The 25365-nt window shown below is 35.9% G+C and carries 25 protein-coding genes; 13 read left to right on the plus strand and 12 right to left on the minus strand.

Translation table 11 applies throughout. The features are described from left to right. Window positions 1-588 (plus strand): hypothetical protein, encoded by a 588-nt coding sequence (locus NZ698_RS14870; RefSeq protein WP_263003992.1) that lies wholly within the window; start codon window positions 1-3, stop codon window positions 586-588. Between the two features lie 77 nt (window positions 589-665). Here NZ698_RS14870 and NZ698_RS14875 read toward each other — a convergent pair whose 3' ends face one another. Next, a complete protein-coding gene (locus NZ698_RS14875) occupies window positions 666-3344 on the minus strand; it encodes a hypothetical protein (protein WP_263003993.1) in 2679 nt (892 codons plus the stop codon). Between the two features lie 77 nt (window positions 3345-3421). On the opposite strand from NZ698_RS14875, the gene NZ698_RS14880 reads away from it, so the two are divergent. After that, the gene (locus tag NZ698_RS14880; protein WP_263003994.1) at window positions 3422-4129 is read left to right on the plus strand and encodes a GNAT family N-acetyltransferase; all 708 of its coding nucleotides are present in this window, start codon (window positions 3422-3424) and stop codon (window positions 4127-4129) included. 38 nt (window positions 4130-4167) lie between these two features. Continuing rightward, window positions 4168-5130 carry a restriction endonuclease gene (locus NZ698_RS14885; protein WP_263003995.1) on the plus strand — a complete coding sequence of 321 codons (963 nt, stop codon included), beginning with the start codon at window positions 4168-4170 and terminating at the stop codon, window positions 5128-5130. A 16-nt stretch (window positions 5131-5146) separates the two neighbouring features. Here NZ698_RS14885 and NZ698_RS14890 read toward each other — a convergent pair whose 3' ends face one another. Beyond that, window positions 5147-6508, minus strand: a complete 1362-nt coding sequence (locus tag NZ698_RS14890) for a DUF3945 domain-containing protein (protein WP_263003996.1) — start codon at window positions 6506-6508, stop codon at window positions 5147-5149. 56 nt (window positions 6509-6564) lie between these two features. Here NZ698_RS14890 and NZ698_RS14895 point away from each other — a divergent pair, with 56 nt between their 5' ends. The 5 genes from NZ698_RS14895 (at window position 6565) to NZ698_RS14915 (ending at window position 9718) form a co-directional block, all read left to right on the plus strand. Continuing rightward, window positions 6565-7518, plus strand: a complete 954-nt coding sequence (locus tag NZ698_RS14895) for a hypothetical protein (RefSeq protein ID WP_263003997.1) — start codon at window positions 6565-6567, stop codon at window positions 7516-7518. Window positions 7519-7638: 120 nt separating this feature from the next. Beyond that, window positions 7639-8304, plus strand: a complete 666-nt coding sequence (locus NZ698_RS14900) for a hypothetical protein (RefSeq protein WP_263003998.1) — start codon at window positions 7639-7641, stop codon at window positions 8302-8304. Window positions 8305-8359: 55 nt separating this feature from the next. After that, the gene (locus tag NZ698_RS14905) at window positions 8360-8887 is read left to right on the plus strand and encodes a hypothetical protein (RefSeq protein WP_263003999.1); all 528 of its coding nucleotides are present in this window, start codon (window positions 8360-8362) and stop codon (window positions 8885-8887) included. Continuing rightward, a complete protein-coding gene (locus tag NZ698_RS14910; protein ID WP_263004000.1) occupies window positions 8859-9038 on the plus strand; it encodes a hypothetical protein in 180 nt (59 codons plus the stop codon). Before NZ698_RS14905 ends, NZ698_RS14910 begins: the two co-directional genes overlap by 29 nt. Window positions 9039-9355: 317 nt before the next feature. Next, window positions 9356-9718 (plus strand): response regulator, encoded by a 363-nt coding sequence (locus tag NZ698_RS14915; protein ID WP_263004001.1) that lies wholly within the window; start codon window positions 9356-9358, stop codon window positions 9716-9718. Window positions 9719-9780: 62 nt separating this feature from the next. Here the strand turns inward: NZ698_RS14915 and NZ698_RS14920 are convergent, their stop codons facing one another. The 3 genes from NZ698_RS14920 to NZ698_RS14930 form a co-directional block, all read right to left on the minus strand. Next, on the minus strand, window positions 9781-10890 hold the full coding sequence (locus NZ698_RS14920; RefSeq protein ID WP_263004002.1) for a PAS domain-containing sensor histidine kinase: 1110 nt from the start codon (window positions 10888-10890) through the stop codon (window positions 9781-9783). Continuing rightward, window positions 10883-11677: an alpha/beta fold hydrolase gene (locus NZ698_RS14925; protein WP_263004003.1), complete on the minus strand. Its 795-nt coding sequence runs from the start codon at window positions 11675-11677 to the stop codon at window positions 10883-10885. The genes NZ698_RS14920 and NZ698_RS14925 overlap by 8 nt, the downstream gene beginning before the upstream one ends. A gap of 217 nt (window positions 11678-11894) precedes the next feature. Beyond that, on the minus strand, window positions 11895-12239 hold the full coding sequence (locus tag NZ698_RS14930) for an RNA polymerase sigma factor (RefSeq protein WP_263004004.1): 345 nt from the start codon (window positions 12237-12239) through the stop codon (window positions 11895-11897). Window positions 12240-12634: 395 nt separating this feature from the next. Between NZ698_RS14930 and NZ698_RS14935 the strand changes: the two genes are divergently transcribed. The 3 genes from NZ698_RS14935 to NZ698_RS19590 all read left to right on the plus strand — a co-directional run bounded on the left by NZ698_RS14935 (window position 12635) and on the right by NZ698_RS19590 (window position 14093). Further along, window positions 12635-12991 (plus strand): response regulator transcription factor, encoded by a 357-nt coding sequence (locus tag NZ698_RS14935; protein ID WP_263004005.1) that lies wholly within the window; start codon window positions 12635-12637, stop codon window positions 12989-12991. Between the two features lie 224 nt (window positions 12992-13215). Continuing rightward, window positions 13216-13920: a 2'-5' RNA ligase family protein gene (locus NZ698_RS14940; protein ID WP_263004006.1), complete on the plus strand. Its 705-nt coding sequence runs from the start codon at window positions 13216-13218 to the stop codon at window positions 13918-13920. A gap of 8 nt (window positions 13921-13928) precedes the next feature. Next, on the plus strand, window positions 13929-14093 hold the full coding sequence (locus NZ698_RS19590) for a hypothetical protein (RefSeq protein ID WP_497006626.1): 165 nt from the start codon (window positions 13929-13931) through the stop codon (window positions 14091-14093). Between the two features lie 390 nt (window positions 14094-14483). Here the strand turns inward: NZ698_RS19590 and NZ698_RS14945 are convergent, their stop codons facing one another. The 7 genes from NZ698_RS14945 to dinB all read right to left on the minus strand — a co-directional run bounded on the left by NZ698_RS14945 (window position 14484) and on the right by dinB (window position 23745). After that, the gene (locus NZ698_RS14945) at window positions 14484-16571 is read right to left on the minus strand and encodes a type IA DNA topoisomerase (protein WP_263004007.1); all 2088 of its coding nucleotides are present in this window, start codon (window positions 16569-16571) and stop codon (window positions 14484-14486) included. Between the two features lie 61 nt (window positions 16572-16632). Beyond that, window positions 16633-18072, minus strand: coding sequence for a DUF3945 domain-containing protein (locus tag NZ698_RS14950; RefSeq protein WP_263004008.1), 1440 nt, complete (start codon window positions 18070-18072; stop codon window positions 16633-16635). Between the two features lie 88 nt (window positions 18073-18160). Further along, entirely contained in the window at window positions 18161-18475 is a 315-nt protein-coding gene (locus tag NZ698_RS14955) for a helix-turn-helix domain-containing protein (RefSeq protein WP_263004009.1), read from the minus strand. Window positions 18476-18502: 27 nt separating this feature from the next. After that, the gene (locus NZ698_RS14960) at window positions 18503-18808 is read right to left on the minus strand and encodes a helix-turn-helix domain-containing protein (protein WP_263004010.1); all 306 of its coding nucleotides are present in this window, start codon (window positions 18806-18808) and stop codon (window positions 18503-18505) included. A gap of 422 nt (window positions 18809-19230) precedes the next feature. Further along, window positions 19231-19506, minus strand: coding sequence for a hypothetical protein (locus NZ698_RS14965; protein ID WP_263004011.1), 276 nt, complete (start codon window positions 19504-19506; stop codon window positions 19231-19233). A 32-nt stretch (window positions 19507-19538) separates the two neighbouring features. Next, window positions 19539-22592, minus strand: coding sequence for a DNA polymerase III subunit alpha (locus NZ698_RS14970; RefSeq protein ID WP_263004012.1), 3054 nt, complete (start codon window positions 22590-22592; stop codon window positions 19539-19541). 10 nt (window positions 22593-22602) lie between these two features. After that, window positions 22603-23745, minus strand: a complete 1143-nt coding sequence (dinB, locus tag NZ698_RS14975; RefSeq protein WP_263004013.1) for a DNA polymerase IV — start codon at window positions 23743-23745, stop codon at window positions 22603-22605. Window positions 23746-23806: 61 nt separating this feature from the next. Between dinB and NZ698_RS14980 the strand changes: the two genes are divergently transcribed. After that, complete coding sequence (locus tag NZ698_RS14980) at window positions 23807-24568, plus strand: XRE family transcriptional regulator (RefSeq protein WP_263004014.1); 762 nt, start codon at window positions 23807-23809, stop codon at window positions 24566-24568. A 123-nt stretch (window positions 24569-24691) separates the two neighbouring features. Beyond that, complete coding sequence (locus tag NZ698_RS14985; protein WP_263004015.1) at window positions 24692-25303, plus strand: alpha-ketoglutarate-dependent dioxygenase AlkB family protein; 612 nt, start codon at window positions 24692-24694, stop codon at window positions 25301-25303. Window positions 25304-25365: the final 62 nt, after the last annotated feature.

Here is a 25365-nt window from a genome sequence, read left to right on the forward strand (position 1 = left end):
ATGTATACGAGAAGATCAGGTCTCATTTTAGGTTTTCACGGATGCGATAAGTCAATAAGAGACAAAGTCGTCAATGAAAGCGGATTTATGCTAAAAAAGAGTGAGAATGATTATGACTGGTTGGGACACGGTATCTATTTCTGGGAAAACAATCATGAGAGAGCTCTTCATTTTGCTGAGGAGCTAAGAGACAATCCTAAGAGCTCTGTGACTGAACCAGCTGTTTTAGGTGCTGTCATAGATCTAGGTGCATGCTTAGACTTACTGGATTCAAAATTTCTAAAAGAAATAAAAATATCACACGATTTACTGTGTGATTCATATGAAACATATGGTTTAGAGCTTCCCAAAAACATAAAATCAAAAACAGGAGAACTTTTAGCAAGAAAGCTTGACTGTGCTGTAATTCAATCAACCCACGCATTGAATGTAAATGCTGGAGGAAAAGACTACGATTCAGTACGTGGAGTTTTTTTTGAAGGTGAAGATCTCTATGAAAACGCAGGATTTAAGCAGAAAAATCACATACAAATAGCTATCAGAAATCAAGACTGTATAAAAGGATTTTTTATTCCTCGTGAATTTTAAGATAAATTTTATCTTTTTTTGAAGATAATCATTTTTAGCCTAATCTCAATTTGATAAAAACTCATCAAGCGATTTAACTAAACCAACTCTTTAAAATAAATTTTTGCAACTCCCTCAATATAATTTTCTTTAAGACATTGCACTAATTCTTTCTTTAAAATATCAGACTTCTTAAATCTTTCAAAATAATAAATTGTTCGATATTCCAATATCCAATAGGGATCAAACTTAGAATAATCAAAACTATCAATGTTCATCAACCATGTGTAATAATCAGAATACTTAGGATGAGATTTTTTAATCAATTTCTTTAATTCATTACTAAATTCTAAGTTGTACTTGAAAGCTAGATTGATAATCTGACCAATCATTATATTATCGTAAAACCCGTAACCTTGTTCTTGACTCTCATCTGACATATCCGGAACATGAGAAGTATACACCTCAAATAATTTGTCATCGTATTCTATCAGATCATATATTGTTGCATATTGGTAGAGTTCATTACTAAAGTTTTTTTCCAAACTTTCAGTTATTTTGAGTTTAATATCATTTTTAAATTCATCTTTCAAAAAGGTAAAAGAGTAAAAAAGTTTTTTGATATATCTCTTATCTAAATCTACATCAATCTTAAACAAATCATCAATTTTCAAAACTTCTTTTATCAAATCTTCTATTTCTTCATTTGTGGATTTTTCAACGTAAATATTTATTAAACGCCCAAAGCTGTAATTTCGATCTTCATTAATCAGTACATCTAACAGTTCTCTTACTTGATCTTTTAGAATGTTATCTTCATTCTTTTCCACAAATCTGATTAAGTGATCGAAAGGTATATTATACTTTCCTTTTACCATCTTTGCCAATAAAAGAATATTTTCAAATACTTGGGATTTCGATTCATAGGAAATTTCCAACAATTGAACAATCACTAGTATATTGCTAAGAATCCTATTAATCTTTATTGGTTTATAGATTCCACTTATACTTTCTAACTGTTCACATGAATAAATAAGATTAAGGATTAAATCATTAATTCTCTCAAAAATATCAAACTGTTCATTAAAATTGATTTTACTTAAACCGTATTTCTCAAGCAGATAAACTGAATGCTTTTCATCAATGCTAAAAATCCACATTTCAATAATACTCCAGTCAAATTTTTGATATTTTTCAGTGATGGGATTTTTTAATGTATATAATGCAAAAATGCACTCCAACACTTTTTTAGCAAAATCCTCGTAATTTGAATAATGCTTAAAAATTAAAAAGTTATATTTTAGGAACGAGTTTAGCCTAAGAAAAGATGATTTAAGTTCATCATATCTATTGCTGCTAAATGATGAACCGTATTTATCACTGAATGATATCTTCTGAATTTCTGAAAAACAGCTATCTAAACTATCTCTAGCTTCATCATAGAATTTTTCATCTTTAATATATTTAAAAACATCTAGAAAATAAGGAGTTTTTTTACGTATCCAAGGTTCATCAAAATCAAAATTGATTTTTGATAACTTTTCTAATATATCTTGCTCGTCACTACCGATGTATGACCATTTAATCAGTCTTCTGAGTCGGATTAGATTATACGTTAAAACAGTATATTTTATGGGATTATTTGCTCTATCTGTTTCGTTATAAATATTAAAGAACACATCAAAAGCTTCTTTATAATTCCCCATCAGATAATAGGCATAACCTTTTCTAAGAGTAATGTAAAGAATATCTTCTTCTTTTTTGTCTTCTAATAGTTCTTTTGCTTTCTTAATATTTAGTTTCTCCAAACTACATCTCTCACAATCACAAATACCATACTGAAAAAGATTATGAACACATATCCTGTTTTTTGGACTTTTACCTCTCCATATAATATGATTAATATAGTTTACAGAAAGAAAAGTGGTAATGTCCTTTAATTTTCGGTTTTGATCCTCAACAAATATTTCATCAGAATTTAATTTGATCTCATTATCACTCAGAATAATAGAATCTATCAGATCAAAAAACTCCTCATTGTCCGTGTAGAATGTAAAGCCGTCTAAATTTGTGATGTTTTCATCTGAGCCTTTAAACGGGGGAAGACTACTAATAACATTTGGAGGAAGAACATATATGATATCAAACAACTTAAGTGTATGGTCAATTTTATCAATAATATGCATGCTTTTAATCTCCTCTTCTACTATTGCATAATCAGACTGTGTACTGTCGCTGAGAAATTTTTTTTTCCGAATCTGCGCTAATTTTGAAGTCTCAATGTGATCAAGAAATTGCGCTAGCGTATCTTCATTGAGAAAATTCACCGCAGGTATGTATAATCTGATAAAATTACTTCCTTTATCCTTTTGTATTTCGATTCTTTCTTTGAGAGAAGGGTCATTTTGTAAATCATACCAATAAACTTGTTTAGTGGTCAAATCACAAAGCGTGAAAATTATAGCTTCATCAAACTCATTATAGTAATTGATTGCATTTCGCAAACTAATCTGATGTGAAATCGTATGATAATGAACATCCTTTTTCTTTTTAAGAACTTTTGGATGATCATTTGTGCCTTTATTCTGATTTCTAAAGAAAAATATATGTTCATTTTTTTCATTTGTTACATCAAAATAGAAATCTGTTCCATTATCTTCTCCCGCTGAGGCTGAATGCTCTTTTAGTTTCATACCCATTTGAAATAGTAAATTTCTAAGTGTACCTTTTAGTAAATCATCAGCTTCTTTTCTTATATGGTCATTATCAAATTTCATTCAATGAAGATATTAAAAAAGTTGTAGGAAGATAAATAAGTTATTATATTTCTTACATATATCTAAATTATTTTTCAATGAACACCGATAACTACTTTGTGAGTTTTGACCCGACTCCAGATCATATGGACGAGATTTATTCGTGGACTACATTTCCACCAAATAATTTTCCTTCTATTGACCAATCATATCGAAAGAAAAATATCTGTATTGTAACAAAAGAAAACAAAGTCGTTGGATTTTTTGCTTATAAACTAACATCGAGATGTGTTGAAATAGTGATCGCTGAAACAAAGAAAGAATTCAGAAGCACAGGAATAGCAAAATTACTCCTAAACACTCTATCAAAACATCTGAATCCGAAAGGATATTTAGCTTATCATCTATATTGTGCACCTGAGGAATCTCAGTATGCATGGAAAAAATTGGGATTTGAATATTATCCTGAAAGTCAATATGGAAAAGCAGATAAAAAGATTGAAATGTTCAAGATTTTTGGAGATTGCTGTACAGTTGTTGAAAATAGTAAAAATATAAATCCAACAGATAATGTCATTAAGATTTGGGATTATAATATAGGCGAAGATGATGATTTACCAAGGTGGATTGTAAAATTCGATATGGTAGAAAATTCAAAGAAACTTGTGAAGCCATTTTTATTTTTCGGTGAGGATGATTGGAAAATTAAAGTAATAACTCAAGATGGTTCGCAATTTTGTCGCTATAAAGATTATGACAGAAAAAGTGAAGTGACACGATGTTTCTATATTGATGAATTAAAATAATTGCTAAAATACATTCAAGGTTTATTACATTCTGAAACATGATGACTCCCACAAAAAAAGATGAATTAATTCGTGATACTCTTGTTTTAGAAAATTCTATAACAAGCCCAAGAGATGATCGAGAGATTTGCTTTACATTTCATCAAGTCATTTCAAAATTGTTGTCGAACGACGGTTTTACAACTATACTCAACCCAAGTCCAGACACAAGCAATTTTGATTTTATGTGCATTAAGCAAGATTCTCGAGAAAGAATATGCATTTCTCTTCAGAATTCCACTAAGAGTGTGAAGGAAGATCGGGTACATGAGAGAGTTTCGTTTGCATTCAACTACCCTTATGATCGTATCATCTTATTCGCACCTAAAGGGTTTACTTCAGCATGTTATCGCTTTGTAAATATTGCTGATCCTTTAAAAGTGGAACTCTTAAACTTGGATGACCTTAAATCCTGGACATCAAAAATCGAAATAGAAGCTGATCTAAATTCTCTTGAATATGAAGACATCATCAAAATTGTAAGTAAAACATTCATTGAAAAAATTGCTCAAGATTCTAACTATTTACTAAAACTTGAATGGAGGGAATTAGAAAAAACTATTACTGAAATATTCGAGGGTTTAGCATTTGATGTAGTACTAACACCTCCAAGTAAAGATGGTGGCAAAGATATTATATTAGAAATCAATAAAAAGGGAACTTTAGTGAAGTATCTTGTTGAAGTTAAACATTGGAGGTCTCAAAAACAAGTTGGACATAAATATGTTAAAGATTTTTTGAAAGTAATCTGCAATGAGAAAAGAGAAAGCGGACTATTATTGTCAACTTATGGTTTTACGTCAAATGCTTTTGAAGGTTTAACAGAATTGGAAAGAAAAAAAATCAGGTTTGGAAACGAAGAAAAAATAGTTTCGCTTTGTAAAACTTATTTGAAAGTGAAATCCGGAATTTGGACACCTTTACAGGATTTGCAGGAAACACTTTTTGACAAAACTTTTTAAAAATACGATCTAAAATTTACATTTTTCGACCTTTACCTTTACTTTGATTTCTGCTTAGCTCTTTTTGTTCTTTCTTCGGATTCTTAAACGAAAACTCAAACCTTCCAATATTCTTATCGAAACTGATGTAGCCTTGGTATTTCTTTCCTTTGCTGTCGGTGAGTCCGTTGATGTAGGCGGTCTCGCCCGCTTTGAGTTTTTCGATCTGCCATTGGTGGAGGGGTTTGCCTCTGAAGGTGGTGGGTATTTCTGTGTTGAGAGGGTTTTGGAAGGTTTTACTTTGTAAGTGGTTTTGTAAGCTATTGATGCTTTTGTTGATGTTTCTGTTGAATAGGAACTCTACATATCTTTTTTCAGCATTGAACTGGACGGTGGCATGGAAAAGAGTTCCTCTTTTGGAGAGCATGTTTTCAATGGGTAAGGGTTTGCCTTCTTTAAGGGTTTTCTTTTGTTCTTCGTTAAGGGTAACTCCGGAAATGACTAAGGGGATTCTGATATGCTCTGCTCTTAATGCGATGAGTTCATTGGTCAGTCGGTCTCTGCTGATGACGGATGGAGTCAGTTCATCGGTCATGGGGTTGATGAGGTTGACGACCCTGCCCATGTTTCCTGTTTCCAAGAGATTGAGTTGGTCTTCTTTCGTGAACTCATGACCGAAAAGTTTGGTGGTAAAGTCGGGTTCTTTTCTGATGGGATGAATGCGGACTTCGAGATATCCAACATCGTTGAGTCTTAAAGAAAGTCTGACATCCATGGTGGTTTTGATGCTTCCCTGATTGAACGTAATGGGAATTAAGGTGGGTGTTTTATATCCTTTGAGTAAAGGTTCCAAGGCGTTGAGCTGTTCGAGTTTTTCCTTCGTTAGATTGAGCTTGCTCATGATGTTCCAATCGATCTGTTCGGGGAGATAGCGGTATTGATTTTCTGTGAGGTGAGGGTGAATATTTTTACTTTGTTGGAATTGGCTGAATTTATTTTGACGCTCGAGTTGTGCCTGGACTGCATCGATGGAAACTGCATAGTCTTTAAGCTCATCAATTTCTTCTACGGTTGCCTGATCGATGTAATTTTGGAGGTCATTGGCGGTTTCCTTGGCTTCGTATTCAGTGACTTTGAAGAAGGTGAATTCTTCCGGGTTTTTTAACTGGTGGTAGAAGTCTGAATAGAATTGGGTGAAACTGTCATCTTTTGGGTCGATCTTGAGGATTTGATCTGAATGTTCTTGGTTGGGTGACGTTTGGTTGATGGTACCGTCTGGGTTGATGTTTTGGATAATGCCGATGGTATTCCTGGTGTTGTGGAGAACCAAGAGCGTGTCGGAGGACTGCATATCTTTATTATGTGGGTCTGGTTGTGGTTTATCTTTATTCTTTTCCATAGCTTTTTACTGTTTAATGTTTAAAGTACAGGATTTAAGCAAGTGGTTGTGAGCAGATGATTTGGCTGGCATCTGTTGACGCTATATGGCTTCGCAGCGTTGAACTTGTACAGCTTGCAACTGAATCAACGTTAGGACGTTTTAATTATTTATGTATATTTGATTGCATATTAATTTCTGTTCTTCGGGCTGTGGAAAATTATGAACCCTATTTTGTCGAATCATTGTCAGTCGTGGATGAAGATAAATTCCACTATGTTCTGGATGTCGTTCCTCCTCGTTCTGTAATGGGAGCTTGGGATGAGGATTTCTATTTTGAAATGCATCTAACCACCAGAAATTATCCGTTGAATTATCCTGATTTTGTTCGGAATTACATTCACATCCATCACATCAATGGGGATACCATCGAACTATTTGAGGGTGAATTTTTTGAAGACAGTTGTTCTGAAGAACCGTTTGAGTATAGAAGCTTGGAAGTGAAGAAATTTGAGAAATCGGAAAGGTCTGAATGGAAAGCAAAGTGTATTGGATTGGAAAATAGGATCAGAAAAGTAATGAGTGAAAAATTACCGGAATATTCTAAGATGCGTAAAAAGGTTGTTCAACACTATCAGAAAATCTATGAGAACTCTAAAACAGCAATACCTACTTTTGGTTTGACAGAAGAAATGGTGGAAAAACCCTATTTATTTGCCTGCCTGTTTAATCTCTTTAATCAAAACCCTTATGAAGACAGCTTAAATCAACTGATAGATTCTGAGTATGATCATCCGAAACAGATAAAGAGCTGGAAGGACCAATTTGATAAATTAAATATAAAATTTCAAAATTTACAGCATTCAGATGTTTCAGACTACCCGCTGGTAAGAGATCATATGATTGCATTTTATCAGCGAACCTTTCAATATATGATGCCTTCTTTATTACTCAATTACAGGAATGTTGATGAAAAAGGCTATTATGAGTATTTCAATGATCTGATGACCAAACTGAAAGAAACTGAATAAATAGTAATCACTCTGTTGCAATAAAACGACTTGATGTGTAATAAATAATGCTCGTAATCATTGAATCTAGCGAAGACCTTTTTTTACCAAGCCCTGATCAGTTCAATCGAGCTGGAATCAATGAACATTGTATTTTTGAAATACATCAGTTCAAAGAAAAAATATATTTTCAGGCTGGTCAATGGGCAGAGTGATAGAATCGATTTTCTGGAAATGAGGGTCTATTTTAATCGGAAGTTCATGACTTGTACTTTAAAATCAGTACATGATCAATCTTTGTTTGAAAAGGATCTGCCGTTTCACTCAGACGGCTTTTTTAACAGACATACTTTTTTGTTCAATTCAAATCCTATTGATAGTTGGTTTCCTGAATCTGTCACCTATAGATTTGAACATTCTGCGGAATCTTTGACAGAATGCCTTAGTCAGATAAGTCAGGATCTGACAAACCAGGGAAGATCATTCTTTACGACAGATGTTGAACTCAGTCCGATCTTTTTATTGGGCAGGAATTATATCGATGAGCTGCAAGTAGACAAAGATCAGCTGGCCAGTGAACTACAGTATGAAACGGATATCGGACGATTTTTTAAAATGATCGAAAATGAAACATATAAGGATTTAATAGATCATCTTTCTGAAGTTTGGATATTTCCGAAGGAAGATGATCTGAGAGATTATTCGCTGGAAGACAAAAAGTATTATTTTGCATTTAATTTACTGTATTATCACATTAATCAAGGGAGAAAAAAAGTAATTCGAAATTCGATCTATCGGGATCAGTAAGTTAAAGTTGAGCTATAAAAAAAAACCTAGTAAAACAATTTAAAAATGAATGATTATGATAGAAAGTGATTCTGACCAGCTGCTAAAGTACAAATACATATTTCCTGAAAAGTATGCATCCGAACATATTGTGGAGGTTAGGGATGAATTGATGAGAAGGGGAATCGATGTTTTGGCTTTTGATGATGATACCTACATTGACTGTGCTATTTGGGAATTACCTTCAGGCTGGAACAACGTCTTAAAAGCAATGTTTTCCAAACTTAAAACTTTGGGTTGGAAATCTGATACTAAGCTTCATTATAACTTTTCCTTTGGCTCTATTACCATCGAAGGATTGAGGGACAAAAGCAATGTTCAATGGAATGAAATTGTTGAGCAATTTATTGTAAAACTTCATCAAACCTGCTGCCGCTGTTCATCTAAGGATCATGTTGAACATTTTGAGGATGAATTTCTTTGTCGCAGTTGTATGCTGGAAATCTTTTCCAGAAGAACAGTTGATGATCTATCCGATAAAGGATTTAAATTTTATAATTCCCCGATCTACAGCAATGAGGAGGGATTTTATCAATTTATCTAATCGCGCAGCCATCGTCAGTGATGATGCCGGAATTCAGAAAATCAATATGAAGCCTACTGCAGAAGATGTAAAAATATTTCCAAAAGACAAAGTCTACCGTGCTTTGCAGTGGTGCCAGAACGGTAATGAGCCTGAATATCCTGAGTTTTGAAACAGCGTACACGAATACATTTTTACCATCGTTAAGCTAATACACAGTGCTTTCAACAGTCACAAATTCTTCCAGGTCTATTGCTTTGGAGAGTCTGTTCAATTTCTTGCTATCCCTCTACGGTACTATCCTGGAAGTATAAATTTTATTTGATGAATACAGTTGTAAAAATTTATGAATTCTTACGGTAACTTTTAAAAGAATAATTGGAGAGCAAAAATATCTCAGTAAAGATTTTTAATTTTGATAGATCATCCTTCGATGAAGAGTGCAAAGATTTTGTTTCGGAATAAAAGACACGCTTAACATCTATAATCATGACTAAAAAAAGAATCTTAATTTTCGATGATGACGCTGCGATTCTCGATGCTATGAAAATGATTTTTCTCGAAAACGGCTATGAAGTAGACGTTTCGCAGACTTCAAATAATGTGGAGGAACGTGCAGCCGGCTTTCAGCCTGATCTGATCCTGATGGATTATCTGATTCCGGATATTGGAGGCGTAGAAGCAATTACAAGACTTCGCAGAAATCAAAAATTCAAACAGGTACCGGTGATATTGGTCAGTGCGAGTACCAATATCGTAAAGATAAAAAATATTTCGCAGGCCAATGATTTTTTAAGAAAGCCATTTGATCTGTGGGATTTAGAGGCGATGGTTACTAATTATCTTTCATAAGCTTTTATCAATACACTAAAGAGCGGGTAAAACTTGTTCTCAGGATCTGCAATACACTGATCTTATATTGGAATGTGCAATGTAAAACAGGTTTGAGCTTTATCTGAAATGACAGATAATTGGCCGTTGTGTGCAGCTGCAATTTCTGATGAGATATATAATCCCAGTCCGAGACCATTTTGATTGGATGAAGTTCCCCCGCGGTGAAACGGATTAAAAAGATTCTGCACCGCTTCTTCAGGTATTTTCTGTCCATTGTTGGTGACTGAAATCTGCCAAAATTCATGAGCTGTTTCTGCTTTAAGAACGATAGGGGTATCAGGCGAACCATGGTTAATTGCATTGGCAAGAAGATTAGACACCAATTGAGAAATACGCCCGGGATCGCATTCTACCGGATTACTGATATTAAAATGCGATTCAATGGTTCTTTGAGGCCAGGAAACTTTTAATTCATTACTCACTTCATTGAGAAGCTGTTCCAAATCAACAGCGACAGGGCTTATTGAAATACCACCTCCCAGTCTGCCACGAGCCAGATCCATAATGTTGTTAATCATCTCATAAATTCTTTTTGAACTTGAATGCACAATATTCATTAACTTTTTGTCGCGTTCACTCAATTCAGATCTTGTCAGCAATTGAGCGGCACTCATAATACCCCCAAGCGGATTGCGGAGATCATGACCAAGTACTGCAATAAACTGCTCACGGATGATGGCCTGCTCTTGCTCAATATTTAAGTTGGTTTCAGCAAGTTTTTTGGACATTTGGAGATTTTCCTCGTATAAACGTCTGTCAGTTGCCTTAAATAAGGTGAAACGTAAAAAAAGTGGCTTATTGTTTTCGCCTCTTCTTTCGTATCCGTTGATGTAAATAGGAACTCTGCCATTTCCAGTATCAGTCAGTTCGACAGAGACCTCATCAAAGTGTCCCTGTATGCGAAGTAGCGGCCACAGATGGGTTTCAAAATATATTCTGCCGCCTATCGAAAGGAGGTCAGAAATACGTTTTCCGGTCAGTTGATCGGGACTGCTGTTGAGCCAACGGGCGGCACAGGTATTGACTCTTGTGATGATCCCATTTTCATCAGTAATCACAAATCCACATAATGATGATTCAAAAAAGTCGTCAAAATCTTCTGACAGATTATTCGATGGGATGCTAGTCATATAAAAAATCGCTTATCGCCTCGATGGTTTCCTCGGGTGCACTGAGATTAGGACAATGTCCGGTTGCTTTCATGATGACCAGTTGACTTCCCGTCATTTTTTTATGCATATAATGACCGACTTCAACCGGAGCAATGACATCACTACTGCATTGCAGGATTAGAACGGGAACTTTCGAATCTTCTAAAATATCACGCTTATCTGTTAAAAATGTTGTGCGTGCAAAATGCTTGGCTATCTCAGGATCAGTTTTACAAAAGCTGTTGGTTAATTCTTTTCCGAGTTCTTCTCTGTCAGGATTTCCCATAATCACAGGAGCCATGGTTGCTGACCACCCTAAATGATTGTCATTTAATGACTCCAGAAGCTCATCAATTTCCGGTCTGCTGAAACCTCCGATATAATCCTCATTATTGATATAGGATGGTGATGGTGATACCAGCACTAATTTCCCAAATAATTCAGGAGACATCTTTGCAGCAATCAGACCTATTATTGCCCCTACAGAATGTCCTACGAAAACTGCATTGGAAACCTTGAGCTCCTTTGCGATTTCTACAATATCTTCGGCATAGCCTTCCAGCTGATTGTATTTTGTAAAGGAATAGGAAGAAAGATCTGAATTTCCGGCACCTACATGATCGAACAGAACAGTTGTATATTTTTCCTCAAAAACAGGGGAAACATACCGCCACATGTTCTGGTCACAGCCAAAACCGTGAGCAAAAAAAATCATATTTTCTCCAGTTCCTTTGATCGTAACATTATTCCTTTTTAGGACACTCATTCAACAGATAGTTTGTGCAAATCTAATCATTTAATTTTGATGAAATTAATTAATTTTTAAGAAGAAATAGAAAGAAGTTTGAGGAATTTTTCAGAATAGAAAGGATTGAAATTTAGGTTCTATAAGAACGAGTCTGATCGCTGTGGTAAACGATGATCATATGGAATTTGCTTTGGGGTCGTTCGAGATGGTTTTGTCTAATCAACCTCAGCAAAACTTATAGATTCTTTTCAGTCAGCTCAAAACCAAATTCAGGAAATTGATTTATGGAAAAAACATAGGCAATGCCCTTTGAATCTAAAAATTCTTTTATCGTGCAGAAAAGCACCTGTATCATCCATAATTTCAATGGAATACTTTGAGTTTTATCACTTCTGATCGAATTCCATATCTTTGAAAATACCATCGCCACAACTTCGTCAGCATATTGCTGTGAACCAACCGCTTTAATCGCTATTCCGTATAAGAAACAGGAATGCTGGTCGTACAAATAATCGAAACCCTTCCGGTTATTCTGCCTGACCCATAAAAACAGGTCTTCTTCTGACACTATTTTTTTCATCTTATCTTTCATGAGGTTACAACTTTTTACTTTGCAGCACTATGCTATTTCACTAAAAATGATTGAAAAATGGCTAAAACAAAAAGTAAAAGAATATAAAATACCTCCTGAACAAATTTCCTGACAACTTGATAAATGATTATGATCTTGCTTTTCTTTTTTCTTAAAAATCTTCAACATCGGTCACAAATCAAAATCTGTGCTACAATCAACAATTCCTTTTAGGCAGGCACTGTTAAAATGGAGTAAAATTTATTTTACCGTACAGTAAATGACGCAAAATATCGTGAATGAGCACCTCGATATTATTGGATTTGCAGACTGTAAGCAACAGCAATAGGAAATAGAATGATAAGAAAATAGATATTGGTGTTATTATTGATGATGAGTATGATATGAGAAAGATTTTTCTGGTCGAGGATGATCATGCAATTAGAGAGATATTAGAAATGTTCTTAACTTCTGAAAACTATTCTGTTCAATCATTTTCGACTGTTAGTGAATTCTCAAAACGAGATTTGACTGTAATACCCGATCTTTACTTATTCGATGTAATGCTTCCGGACGGCTCCGGTATTGATTTGTGTAAACAGATTAAAAGCAATAATGATCATGACGGTGTTCCTGTAATGATTATGAGTGCTCATGCCCAGCTTAGTCAAATAAGCAATTATTGTGAACCGGACGACTTTATTTCTAAGCCTTTTGATATTGATAATTTATTAATGAGAATAGAGAAGATCATTCCCTAACCATTACTCAATTTATTAAATGTGTACGAGACACTTCAAACAGTTTTTAAAATCAGATAATCAGCAACCTCTTTTTAGCTTGATTGTCAAATCCCCCTAAAAAACAATTAGACAAAATTTCTTACCAATCCACATGTTTTGTTGTTCGATAAAATGATCAGAGGCAGTAGCATATTGGTTTTTTTCTTAAATTTGATACTCGTTTTTAATAAAACTTTTGAGAAATGGATTTTAAAAATGAAGCACAGGAAATCTACGATCAACTCTATCATACCTCAAAACATTTTATACGATCAGGGAAAATTGATATTGATCAGAATCTCGTCCATAAGAAAAAAGACCAACGGCGAGGTCTGAGTATCATTGTACGTCCCGACGAACATGCAGCCAATGAAATCAGTAAGTTTCAGGAAAAACTTCGCAGTGTCGATGACGGACAGTATTTTCAGCCTATAGCAGATTTGCACACTACGATACTGTCAGTTATTTCAGCGTATGACGGCTTCAAACTTGAAAATATTGATCCGGAGCAATATTCAAATGTAATCTGCGAATCTTTGAAAGATCATAAGCCCTTTACTTTAACAATACACGGAGTCACTTGTTCTGAAGGTGCAATAATGATTCAGGGTTTTAACCACGATGAAAGGCTGCAGATGCTGAGAGAGAACCTGCGACAATCTTTCCAGCAGTCCAGACTTAAGAATTCTATTGATTCAAGATATTCTTTAAAGACAGCTCATCTTACTGCAGTAAGGTATTTAAGAACACTCAAAGACCCGTTGACCTATGATCATCTTATTGAAAAATACAGGGATTATGACTTCGGCGCTTTTGAGGTTTCAGAACTGGAATTTGTTTATCATGATTGGTATCAGAGCCGGAAAATTGTTAAGATTCTTCGGAAAATAAAATTACAGCACCAGTAATAATTGCAATATTCGGATTAAATTCTACTGCATTCACAAATAAGTCCAGACTTTACAGTGATCAATGCGGGCATTTGATTCCTTGTCTGACTAACTTAACAAGGTATATTTTGCTAGGGCTAAAGTTTCCACTTTGTATCCATTCCAAGCAAATGGATAGCAAAATCGCTTAAGGAACAAAAATTGAAATTAAAAAAAACTTTGAATTGACACTTCCCGAAATTTAATCACCCAAAAGAAATTATTACTTGAGTTAAGATTGGAACTCTTGGAGGACTTTTGTTCGGATTGACATTAAAAGCGATTGGTAGTCGTAAGAAATTTCATGCAAGAATGATTAATAAACAACAGGTTTCACGCTTTTTTATAAATTGGCAAAAGAATAAGATTTGAGTTCGATGAATAATCATTAGGCTACATCGTTTGTCTTTCAATAAGGATCCAATTCTTTAATTGAATCTACTAACAGTATAGAACTTTATTCTGAATCATTTTCCATCTTCAATTCTTACGTGAAATACAATAATTGGTAAAAATTTTAAACACAGCGTTTTTTCAGAGCTTCACTTCTTATGATTTTCAAATTCAAATCTGGTGGTATGGTCATCTTGCAGAACGATAAATGCGTCAAATGTTTTTCCGCCTTTACTTTTCATGTTTTTGATAAGTGAAGTTCTACCCTTCGTGATTAATAAACTGACTTGATTGGTAGTAAGTTGAACACCACAAATCATACGGAACTGAATCCATGAGCATGTTTCATCTGGACATTTGATGACTTTCTCATGGATGAGCAATGTCTTGTTTTTGCATTTTGGGCAGGTCAGCGTCAGGGATTTTTCTTTTGGAAGATTTATAGACAGGAGTTCAGAAGTAATTTCGGAGGCATATTCTTTAATACTATTGAGGAAAAATCCGGCATCTATGTCTCCTTTTTCGATTTGATGCAGTGCCAGCTCCCACTCTGCGGTCATCTGTACATTTGCAATCTTTTTATCTTTCACCAGTTGATCAACCTGCAAACCTTTTGAAGTGGGAATCAGTCTCTTGTTTTTTCTTTCGATATAATTTCTTTTAAGCAAGGTTTCAATAATGGACGCCCTTGTAGCAGATGTTCCTATTCCAATGCTCTGGATGATCTTCCGTTGATCTTTATTTTCGATGAGTTTTCCGGCATTTTCCATGGCAGATAACAGATCGGCCTCTGTAAATAATTTCACGGGCTGAGTTTGCTTTTCAAGAATCTCACCTTGTGCAATCTTGAATTCATCTCCTATTTTAAGTTCGGGCAGTTCATTCACTGATTCAGAAATATTTTGGTCATCGGTTTCAGAGAGTATTCCTTTAACGGATCGCCAGCCCTGACTCAGAATTTTCACACCTTTAGATTGGAATTCATATTCGTTTATACTGATGGTAATTGTGCTGATCTTTTTTGAACAGGCTTCAGATATTGATTCCAATAATCGGAATGCGATCATGTCGTACACTGCATTCTCCTTTGCAGATAATGATGAGGGAATTTTACCGGTGATTAATAGGGAATGATGATCGGTTACCTTAAGATCATTGACGATGTTTTTGTTGAAGTTTCCGAACTGAAGATGGGAAGCCGCTTTTCTATATTTTTCGTGATTAGTAAGACATCGAATTAATTCGGGGATTTCCGACCATAGATCATCGGGAATATATCGGCTTCCGGTTCTTGGATAGGTGATGAATTTATTTTCATACAGGCTTTGTGCGATCTGTAAAGTTTCATCTGCAGAAAATCCCAGCCTGCGGTTGGCTTCTTTTTGCAAAGCGGTCAGATCATAAAGTAAAGGAGCAGGTTCTGTAACCGTTTTGATCAGTAAATCGGTCACCTCAGCTTTTCCTTCACGCTCAATGGCTTTTAGGATTAGCTCCGCTGATTTTCTATCTTGCCATTGGTCTGATGACTGACTCGTAAAGTCGATGTAACTTTTCCGGTGTTTCAATTGGATTTGCCAGTACTTTCTGACGGTGAAATTTTGATTTTCGTGGAATCTCTTACAGATCAATGAAAGTGTAGGGGTCTGAACTCTTCCTAAAGTATAGATTTCATTGCCTGCAACAATACTCAACGCCTGTGAGGCATTAATGCCCACCAGCCAATCCGCTTCGCTTCTCGCTTTTCCGGCCTGATACAATCTATCAAATGCTGAACCGGGTTGTAATTTTTTGAATCCTTCCGCAATCGCTTTTTCAGTAAGAGAACTGATCCATAGTCTTTCAAAGGGTTTATTGCATTTCAAATAGTCATAGATATACCGGAAAATTAATTCTCCTTCCCTACCGGCATCGGTCGCCACAATAATACTGCTGCACCGATCAAAGACTTCTTTGATCACTTTGAGTTGCTTTGCTGCGACTGGATCAGCTTGATAAGACTTCCCTTTCTTAATTTTCTTTTGAGTGAGTTGAAAAGGATCCGGGATAATGGGAATAGATTCTTTCCGAAAAGATGGAATGTTATAATCTTCAGGCATGGCCAGTGAGACCAAATGTCCCAATGCCCATGTTATACAATATCCGTTTCCGGTGAGATAACCGTTTTTTTGCTCATTGACATGGAGAAGCTGGGCGATCTCTCTGGCAACACTGGGTTTTTCTGCGAGAATTGCTTTCATAGTATATGATGATAAATGGGGTATGATAATACTGGATAAATGATAAAGAAAAATTTAGTCCTTAGACTCTTCGACCTTTTGATCGGTTCGGTTTTTTTTGCTGATCTTCTTGCTGTTTATTCACTGGTTCTTTCTGTTTTGATTGCAGAGGCTCTTTGATATTTTTAGTCGATTCATTCGTTTTTCCTTCGGAATTAACTGCAGCTTGTGTTTTATGATCCTCAGATGCTTTTGCTTTTTCTTTGAACTGATTAGGATTGGTAAAGGAGAATTCTGTTTTTGAAGTTTCTTGATTAAAAGTAATATAGCCTTGGTATTCTTTTCCTTTACTGTCTGTCAATCCACTGACAAAGACCGTTTCACCTGCTTTGAACTTACTGTATTGTTCTGGATCAAGCTCCTTTCCTCTGAATATTTTAGGAGTTTCAGAATTTTGATGCTCTGTCTGAGTTTGACGTTTATGCTGGGTTCTGTCAAACAGAAACTCTACATATCTTTTGTCAGCATTGAACTGAACGGTGGCATTGAAAGGTTCTCCTTTCGTCGATATCATTCCTTCAATGTGCAGAGGCTTTCCTTCTTTTAAGGTTTGCTTTTGCTGATCATCAAGTTGAACCCCTTTGAGTTCATCAGGAATCTTGATGTACTGAGTCTTCAAAGCAATAAGTTCATTGGTTAAGCGGTCTACACTGATAATAGATGGAATAGGTTCTCCGGTCTTGAAATTTTTAAGTTCAACCACTCTTCCCATATTACCGGTCGTTAACAGGTTTTTTTTATCTTCATCTGTAAACTGATGTCCGAAAAATGGAAAGTTCAGCTGGGGTTCTTTTCTGATGCCATGGATGGCCATCGTAACTTTTCCATCTTCTTTCTGCTGCAGAGAAAGTCGTGCATCCAGTTTCGTGATTGCACCATCAAAATTGAGACTAATGGAAATGAGATCATTCGTTTTATAGCCTTTAAGTAAGGGATCTAAAATATTTAATTTCTCAAGTCGCTCTCTACTGAGTCCCAAATTTGACATGGTACCCCAGTCGATCTGTTCAGGTTTGTAACGGTATTCATTGTTTTCTGTTGTCGGTTCTTTTGCTTCCATTATAGTTGTATTTTGAGTTATTTCTGTTGTATATGTTTTTGGTAATGGCACTTCAGTACTGTCAAGTGAAGAAGTCGTTTCCTTGTTTAGGTGATCTACCTTTTGTTGCAGTTCTTTGGCTTTGACTTCTGACTCCACTGCCGGAACTTTAAAAAAGGAGAACTGGGTTGGATTTTTTAACTGGCTGAAAAAGTTGGAAAAGAAATTAGAAAAAAGATCACCGGATTTATCAACCCTCATAAACTGGTTTTGGTTTTTCTTGCTGGGGGCAACTGTTTTCAGTTGACCTTTTTCATCAATTCCGGTGACGGCCTGAATTTTCATTTTAGCTTTATCGAGTACCAATAATATATCGGATAACTCCTCTAAATCTGGAATTTTATCGGTTGGGGTTTCGCTCATAATGATCGTATTTAGTTGTAGTATTGAAATATGAAGTCGAAATTATCTGACTTTGAGATCGCAAGAATAGTTTCAGCGGTGAAAGGAATTATTTGTCATCGTCTTTCTCTGTGATCCGGACGGCACTGTGAAAATTGTTCCTGATAAACTGATCAACATCCGACTTCTTGTAATAAAGTTTTCCGCTGATCGTGTAGTAGGGCAGCTTTTTATCTGATCGGTATCTCTGTAATGATCTTGAACTGATTCTTAGTAGCTGCAGAACATCCTGGTTGTCCAGCAATTGCTCTCCGTCGATTTCTGTATTTTGTAACTGCTTTTTAACGATGGACTCTTTGAGGATGTCAAAGCGTTCCATGATTCTTTCCATCCAGGCAATAAATTCTGTTCTTTCGATATGCATAATTGTAGGTTTTATAATTGATTGTACTTATTTTGAATCCATGAGCTTTTTGATCTCGTCATGACTGTAATACAGGCTTCCACCCAGCTTCTTGTAACCGAGTGTCCCGTTGACCCTGTAATTTTGTAGGGTACCGGATGAGACATTCAGGAGTTTTTTAACTTCTGAAGTTCGAAGCCATTGTTTTTGAATAGTGCCTTTGTTTTCAAATAGAGTGGTAATTTCCTGCAGGAGTTCTTTCTTGAAGTCCTGAAGATCTTCTTTGGTGAGTAGGGATAATGTGACCATAATTTGATTGATTTTGTTGAAACAAAGTTTATCAATGGAGGTCACATAAAATCACTACCTTTTCGGAGTACCGAAAGATTTTATTGAATTGTTACCATTTTAATTGTTTGGAAAGAAGGCAGAATTTGTGAAACTTCTTTCGAATTAATCGCTAAAACGATCGTATTTGAATAAGATGGTTTGTACATTCTAATAGCATATCATATTTTTTATTTTTTCAGTAGCTATTACTAAGGGAAATGTTTTTTACAATGATCTTTTTATAATTAATCTTCAAATCAAATCATATTTGAAGACCTAAAAACTCTATTAGCTAGATTGATCAGTGAAGATCTTTCGTTATGTTAAGGTTAAGCATCCAATCTATTATTCGATTAATCATCTGAAAACCTTCATAGTTTTATGATAAAGGGAGATTCTCATTTTTTTTATTGCTAGTATTTGTATGAGTTCTGCTGAGTTTAATTTCAGTCTTTTTTACCATATGGTGAATTTATCTCTATTGCCTTATCACAAAGTAGATAGGTAAAATACGATTTTTGACCACTCTTCTCATCCATATAAACTTCACTGTCCCATGTAATTGATAATTCCCAGCTGTCCCACTTTCTCATTTTGTGGACATAGGGATTAAAAGAACATTTGATCTCATAATGCTTTTTGTTTTTGTCACCCTCGAAACTGACTATGACAGAATTATGATCGGGACTTGTTTCATCAACGATGGTCGCTTTGAGTTTCATGTAAGAGATTTTGTTTTTAATAAGTATTTATTTTAGATCATTTTTTGTCTTGGCAGGCCGATTTCATGTTCCTGCGGATAAGGTTTTCTCTGCGTCATGCTGACATCTTCATGCAGTGTTCTTGCTGCTTCCAGAGACTTTTCTTTATCCATTGAGTATCTAGGATCGGGTATGAATGGCATCTTGGCCATTTTTTGAATAGTGATGGTTGGAAAATGAAAATCAACTTCAACCGTTCCCAATAATAAATAGCAGCCTCCACCCTGAAAGGGATATTCTTCAAGGCAATTCGGGAAATGTGCCGTGTCAAAATATTCTCCTTCCGCATCGATCCAGGTTCCGAAAAACATGGCTCCTCTTTTGGTAGGAACATGTTTTCTTGAAATCAGATAAGCGAGCATCTTAATCTGCTTTTTGTGATGCTTAACTAAATCTTTAGCCATTACACTACCGCGGTATTTGGTCTGCAGCAGATCAAAAGGACTGTATGACACAGAGAATCCTAAGATCTCAATTTCATCAAAAGCATCTTCGAAAGGATTTCTGATAATGGTCGGAAGTTGATATTCTTTTTGCGGTTCGTCCAATAAAGTGGGATGTCTGAATGTTGACTGGTCATTGCCGAACAGGAATCTTGCCTGAATCAGAAGTTCATGTTTCTGTTTTCCGGTAAATCTGAACGCTCCGATAAAAATAAGAATCTGCAGGGTTTCAATTCCAATCGGTATTCTTTTAACAAAGTTTTCCAAGGAAGTGTATTCCCCGTTATTTCTTCTTTCCTCGGGAATCATCATGGCGATTTTACCTTCAACTTTCTCAATATGCATCAACCCTAAATAGACATCTGTTCCATAGACCGTCGTCTGATATTCGCTGAGATTAACACAAGGATTCTTAATGGTTGCGCCTGACATCTTTGCTTCATGGACGTAGACTTCAGTCCTGTAGAATCCGCCTCCGTTGTTAATGGCACACACCATAAACTCAATAGGGTAGTAGACTTTCAAATATAAACTCTGATAACTTTCTACCGCATAAGAAGCCGAGTGCGCTTTGCAGAAAGAATATCCTGCAAATGATTCAATTTGCCGATAGACTTCTTTAGACAATTGCTCAGGATGTCCCAGTTCTTTACAGGACTCAAAAAAGTGATCTTTAACTTTCTGCAATGCGGACAGTGATCTTCCTTTACCGCTCATGGCTCTTCGAAGAACATCCCCGTCAGCAGCCGATAATCCGCCAAAATGCAAAGCGATTTTAATAACATCTTCCTGATACACCATAATCCCATAAGTTTCACCCAGCTCTTCTTTAAATACATCATGAAAGTATTCGAACTTTGTAGGATTATTATGTCGGAAAATATATTCCTTCATCATTCCGCTTTGTGCAACTCCCGGACGGATAATGGAGGAAGCTGCAACCAAAACCTTATAGTCTTCACACTTTAATCTTCTAAGCAATCCCCGCATCGCAGGACTCTCAATATAAAAACAACCTATGGTTTTACCGATACTCAAATAACTATTGCATTTCTCTTCATTTTTTGAAATTGTCGTGTCTTTTATATCCACCGTAATTCCTCTTTTTTCCTTGATGAGTTCAACGGTATCTTTAATCGTTCCTAGTCCTCTTTGAGAAAGTATATCAAATTTTTCAAATCCTATATCCTCAGCTGTATGCATGTCAAATTGGACAATCGGAAAACCTTTGGGAGGCATTTCTAATGCTGTGAAATTGGTAATTGGTTCTTCCGAAATTAAAATTCCGCAGGAATGCATGCTTCTCTGATTCGGAAACTTTTCCAAAAGTTTGCCGTATTTGTGAACAAGTTTAAACACCGAATTGCTATCGTGTTCTGACATTGGTTTAGTCGCTAATGCATCCAATTCTTCCTTCGGTAAACCGAATGCTTTTCCCACTTCCCTGAAAATAGAGCGGTATTTAAACTCGACGTTTGTTCCACAGAATGCGACATGCTCTTTACCGTATTTGGTAAAAATATATTCAAGGATGATATCTCTGGTCTGCCAACTCCAGTCGATATCAAAATCAGGCGGGGTTTTTCGGTTCAAGTTCAGAAATCTTTCAAAATACAGATCCAATTCCAATGGACAGATGTCGGTAATTCCCAAACAGTAACTGACAATGGAGTTGGCACCGCTTCCTCTTCCCACATGCATAAAACCCATGCGGTTGCTGTATTGAATAACATCCCAGGTGATGAGAAAGTAACCGCTGAATTTTAGCTCGTCGATGACGGCTAGTTCTTTTTCAACTCTTGCATTTGCTTCAAGATGACTTTGTCCATATCTCGTTTCCAAACCCTCATAAGCGAGTTGGGTCAGAAGCTTAAAATCATTCTCCCGGCTGTCTGTAAAATACTGTTTATTTTTAGGAGTTGAAAAATCATAATCGAAACTGCATTGTCCAATAATATTCGCTGTGTTTTGTATGATCTGGGGATAGTGACGGTATTGATCCAGCAGTTCCTTTTTATTGACAAATGTTTCGGTTTCTCTGCAATAATCGTGATCATCTAATTTACTGATCAATGTGTTGTTATCAATGGCTCTTAAAATCTTGTGAAGATTATAGTCCAGTTTGGTTGTAAAAGTAACAGGCTGTAAGATCATCATTTTATCGATCTGCTTTTTGAAATCTTGCTTTATGAGATGGTTCAATTCTTCAGGTCTGATTCCGACATACTCGTGTTCCTGCAAAAATTCAGGAATGTTATGCAAAGGATAAATAACAATGGTGCTTTCAAGGATTGGATTTTGTTTTGGAATTTCTATTCCATCACAATTGTAATCGGTCAACAGACGGTTAATTTCTCCGACACTTTTCTGATTTTTAGCAAGACAGATATAATAGAGTTCACTTTCGACTCTGATCTCTACTCCAACAATAGGTTTAATGTCATTGTCTTTACAAAGTTTAAAAAAATCGTAAATTCCTGTGACAGTATTGATATCCGTAAGTGCTAAAGTTTTTATCTGGTGATCCACAGCCTGTTGAACCAGATCCTGAATAGAAATGGTTCCGTATCGGAGGCTGTGATAGGAATGACAATTGAGAAACATAAACTTGTATTTATCTTAAGAGTCCGGACGCTCTACCCACACTTCCTGTTCCAAATCTGTTTTTGATTTTATCCATGGTTTGATACAAAGAAATCAGTTCCTCTGTATCTTCAAAAAGATCCATCTGATGGCATCCATGTACCAGTCCCGTGAACTTGACACCGATGAGCCGTATTCTCATTCTTCGGGTATAGACTTTTTTAAAGAGTTCCAATACATATTTGAGCAAAGTATGGTCTGCTGAAGTGTAAGGAATTCGGCATTGCTTGGTTTCTGTATCAAAATTGGAATATCTGATCTTAACAGAAATGGTCGAGGTGAGCCATTTCTCCTGACGAAGCTGAAAAGCCAATTGTTCGACCATTCCTGACAAAATGCTTCTCAGGTTCTGTACATCGATGGTGTCCTGAGAAAAGGTGTTTTCTGTAGAAATTGATTTTCGTTCGGAATACGGAACAATCGGAGTATCATCAATCCCATTCGCTTTTTTCCAAAGCTCAGTTCCGTTCTTACCGATCAGCTGATGCAGAACTTCAATGGGAGTTTGAGACAAGGTCTGGATGGTTCTTACCCCAAGTCTTGATAACAGCTGAAAGGTAACATTCCCAACCATCGGAATCTTTTTTACGGAAAGAGGATTTAAAAAAGGCTTGACATTTTGCTCCTGAATTTCAAATCTTCCGGTCGGCTTGGATTCTCCGGTTCCGATCTTTGCCACTGTTTTATTGGTAGACAGTGCAAAGCTTATCGGTAAGCCGGTGTTTTTCGTCACCGCATCAACAATTTCATTCGTCCACTGGTAGCATCCGAAGAATTTGTCCATTCCTGACAAATCCAGATAAAATTCATCGATGCTCGCTTTTTCCAAAACAGGCACTTTTTCCTGAATAACATCGGTTACCATATGCGACATTTTGGAGTACATCTCCATATCACCCTTAATGACTCTCGCTTCAGGACATAATCTTAATGCCATCTTGATAGGCATCGCACTTCGTACGCCAAAAAATCGTGTTTCGTAAGAGCAGAATGCTACCACACCACGGTCTCCACCTCCTATGATGACGGGCTTTTTCTCCAGTTCGGAGTTTTTTAACCGTTCACAGGAAACAAAAAACGTATCCAAATCCATATGCACAATTGCTCTTTCCATGGTGTAAAATTATTACGTTTTATTACAAAATATTGTATATTTGTTGCTATAATTTATAGCAATGTCAATTTTTTCAGAAAACATCAGGTTTCTAAGAGACAAAATCAAAGCATCCCAACAGAAGGTAGGTGATGAGATTTCGATCACGCGCGGAAGGTATGCGACTTATGAGGACGGAAGGTCGGAACCACCTATTGAATTGTTGGTCAAGCTTTCCAAATACTATAAAGTAAGTATTGATTTACTGCTGACCGTTGATTTACGAAAGTATCCGCTGGATGATGTCGTCAACCTTCCGAACAACAGAGTTTTGTTGCCGATGAAGGTAGATCAGGTAGGAGAAAACAAAATTGAAATTGTTCCTCAAAAAGCAAGTATGGGATATCTCAGCGGGTATAATGATCCTGAATTTGTTGAAGGACTTCAGCATCTCTCGCTACCATTTTTAAGAAACGGAAAATTCCGGGCTTTTCCTGCAGATGGTGATTCGATGCCGCCTTACAATGACGGAACTTACATTGTCGGAAAATATCTTGAAAATAGAAAGGATTTGAAAAAAGGAAAAACGTACATTTTCATCACAAAAGACGGTATTGTTTATAAAAGATATTCCAAACAAAATGATTCCGGAAGTTTTGTAAGCTCTGACAATTCTTTTTATGAACCCTACGAAATTAAGTGGTCTGAAGTCTATGAAATCTGGGAATTTGCATGCAGTATCAATACAAAGGAACTGCGAATTGAAAACTTAGAATACCAAGAAATCAGAAGTATGTTTGAAGAACTAAGATCAGAGATCAGAAGTTCTAATAAAACTATTTAGAATAGAAAATATTTTAGAACGCATATAAAAAAGCTTTCCTGATGGGAAAGCTTTAAAAACACAAATGATGAAAAAATCCCATTGTGGGATTTAGTAAAAATAATAAAAAAAGTTAATAAAACAATGGGTCAACTCAGTTTATTTAGCGCAGAAGAATTTTATGATTTTTCAAAAGATTTGTTGGAGTTCAGAGAGCATTTTTTGACTTTGAACGAATCAGATCTACTTTTTTCTCACCTTCTTCAAAGTACTCCTTGGAAACAGAGAACCCAGACCATGTATGACAAGAAAGTTTTGACTCCTCGTCTGACCGCATGGTATGGGGACAGTGAGAAATCATACAAATTGGGAGGCAGTGAATTTGAAGTGAATGCATGGACGCCTGAATTATTGTCTTTAAAGAATAAGATAGAACAAGCTTTTGGATATGAATTCAATTCAGTCTTACTCAATTTATATCGGGACAATAATGATTCTGTTGCATGGCACAGAGATAAGGAAAGCCGATATGGTGACAGACCTGTGATTGCTTCACTCAGTCTTGGACAGACCCGGAAGTTTGACTTTAGAAAATTAAATCATCACCAAAGCAGGCACAGTATTCCGCTTCCTCATGGATCTTTATTGATGATGAAAGGAGATTTACAAGAGCATTGGGAACATCGAATCGCGAAGTCTGCGTTGCACATGAAAGAAAGGATTAATTTGACTTTTCGTTTAGTAAGTGAACTATAAATGAAAGCTTAGCTAACTCCAAAGAATTAAAAAAATTCTTAGAACTTCACAATAATATTTTT

Source organism: Chryseobacterium edaphi (assembly GCF_025628985.1).
Lineage (GTDB): Bacteria > Bacteroidota > Bacteroidia > Flavobacteriales > Weeksellaceae > Chryseobacterium > Chryseobacterium edaphi.

Coding starts and splice junctions, on each gene's coding strand:
- NZ698_RS14885 (WP_263003995.1), top strand. CDS start 4,168: ATGATGACTCCCACAAAAAAAGATGAATTAATTCGTGATACTCTTGTT.
- NZ698_RS14905 (WP_263003999.1), top strand. CDS start 8,360: ATGATAGAAAGTGATTCTGACCAGCTGCTAAAGTACAAATACATATTT.
- NZ698_RS14875 (WP_263003993.1), bottom strand. CDS start 3,344: ATGAAATTTGATAATGACCATATAAGAAAAGAAGCTGATGATTTACTA.
- NZ698_RS14925 (WP_263004003.1), bottom strand. CDS start 11,677: ATGAGTGTCCTAAAAAGGAATAATGTTACGATCAAAGGAACTGGAGAA.
- NZ698_RS14920 (WP_263004002.1), bottom strand. CDS start 10,890: ATGACTAGCATCCCATCGAATAATCTGTCAGAAGATTTTGACGACTTT.
- NZ698_RS14900 (WP_263003998.1), top strand. CDS start 7,639: ATGAACATTGTATTTTTGAAATACATCAGTTCAAAGAAAAAATATATT.
- NZ698_RS14930 (WP_263004004.1), bottom strand. CDS start 12,239: ATGAAAAAAATAGTGTCAGAAGAAGACCTGTTTTTATGGGTCAGGCAG.
- NZ698_RS14940 (WP_263004006.1), top strand. CDS start 13,216: ATGGATTTTAAAAATGAAGCACAGGAAATCTACGATCAACTCTATCAT.
- NZ698_RS14965 (WP_263004011.1), bottom strand. CDS start 19,506: ATGAAACTCAAAGCGACCATCGTTGATGAAACAAGTCCCGATCATAAT.
- NZ698_RS14890 (WP_263003996.1), bottom strand. CDS start 6,508: ATGGAAAAGAATAAAGATAAACCACAACCAGACCCACATAATAAAGAT.
- NZ698_RS14945 (WP_263004007.1), bottom strand. CDS start 16,571: ATGAAAGCAATTCTCGCAGAAAAACCCAGTGTTGCCAGAGAGATCGCC.
- NZ698_RS14915 (WP_263004001.1), top strand. CDS start 9,356: ATGACTAAAAAAAGAATCTTAATTTTCGATGATGACGCTGCGATTCTC.
- dinB (WP_263004013.1), bottom strand. CDS start 23,745: ATGGAAAGAGCAATTGTGCATATGGATTTGGATACGTTTTTTGTTTCC.
- NZ698_RS14950 (WP_263004008.1), bottom strand. CDS start 18,072: ATGAGCGAAACCCCAACCGATAAAATTCCAGATTTAGAGGAGTTATCC.
- NZ698_RS14980 (WP_263004014.1), top strand. CDS start 23,807: ATGTCAATTTTTTCAGAAAACATCAGGTTTCTAAGAGACAAAATCAAA.
- NZ698_RS14895 (WP_263003997.1), top strand. CDS start 6,565: ATGATTTGGCTGGCATCTGTTGACGCTATATGGCTTCGCAGCGTTGAA.
- NZ698_RS14970 (WP_263004012.1), bottom strand. CDS start 22,592: ATGTTTCTCAATTGTCATTCCTATCACAGCCTCCGATACGGAACCATT.
- NZ698_RS14870 (WP_263003992.1), top strand. CDS start 1: ATGTATACGAGAAGATCAGGTCTCATTTTAGGTTTTCACGGATGCGAT.
- NZ698_RS14910 (WP_263004000.1), top strand. CDS start 8,859: ATGAGGAGGGATTTTATCAATTTATCTAATCGCGCAGCCATCGTCAGT.
- NZ698_RS14955 (WP_263004009.1), bottom strand. CDS start 18,475: ATGCATATCGAAAGAACAGAATTTATTGCCTGGATGGAAAGAATCATG.
- NZ698_RS14985 (WP_263004015.1), top strand. CDS start 24,692: ATGGGTCAACTCAGTTTATTTAGCGCAGAAGAATTTTATGATTTTTCA.
- NZ698_RS14880 (WP_263003994.1), top strand. CDS start 3,422: ATGAACACCGATAACTACTTTGTGAGTTTTGACCCGACTCCAGATCAT.
- NZ698_RS14935 (WP_263004005.1), top strand. CDS start 12,635: ATGAGAAAGATTTTTCTGGTCGAGGATGATCATGCAATTAGAGAGATA.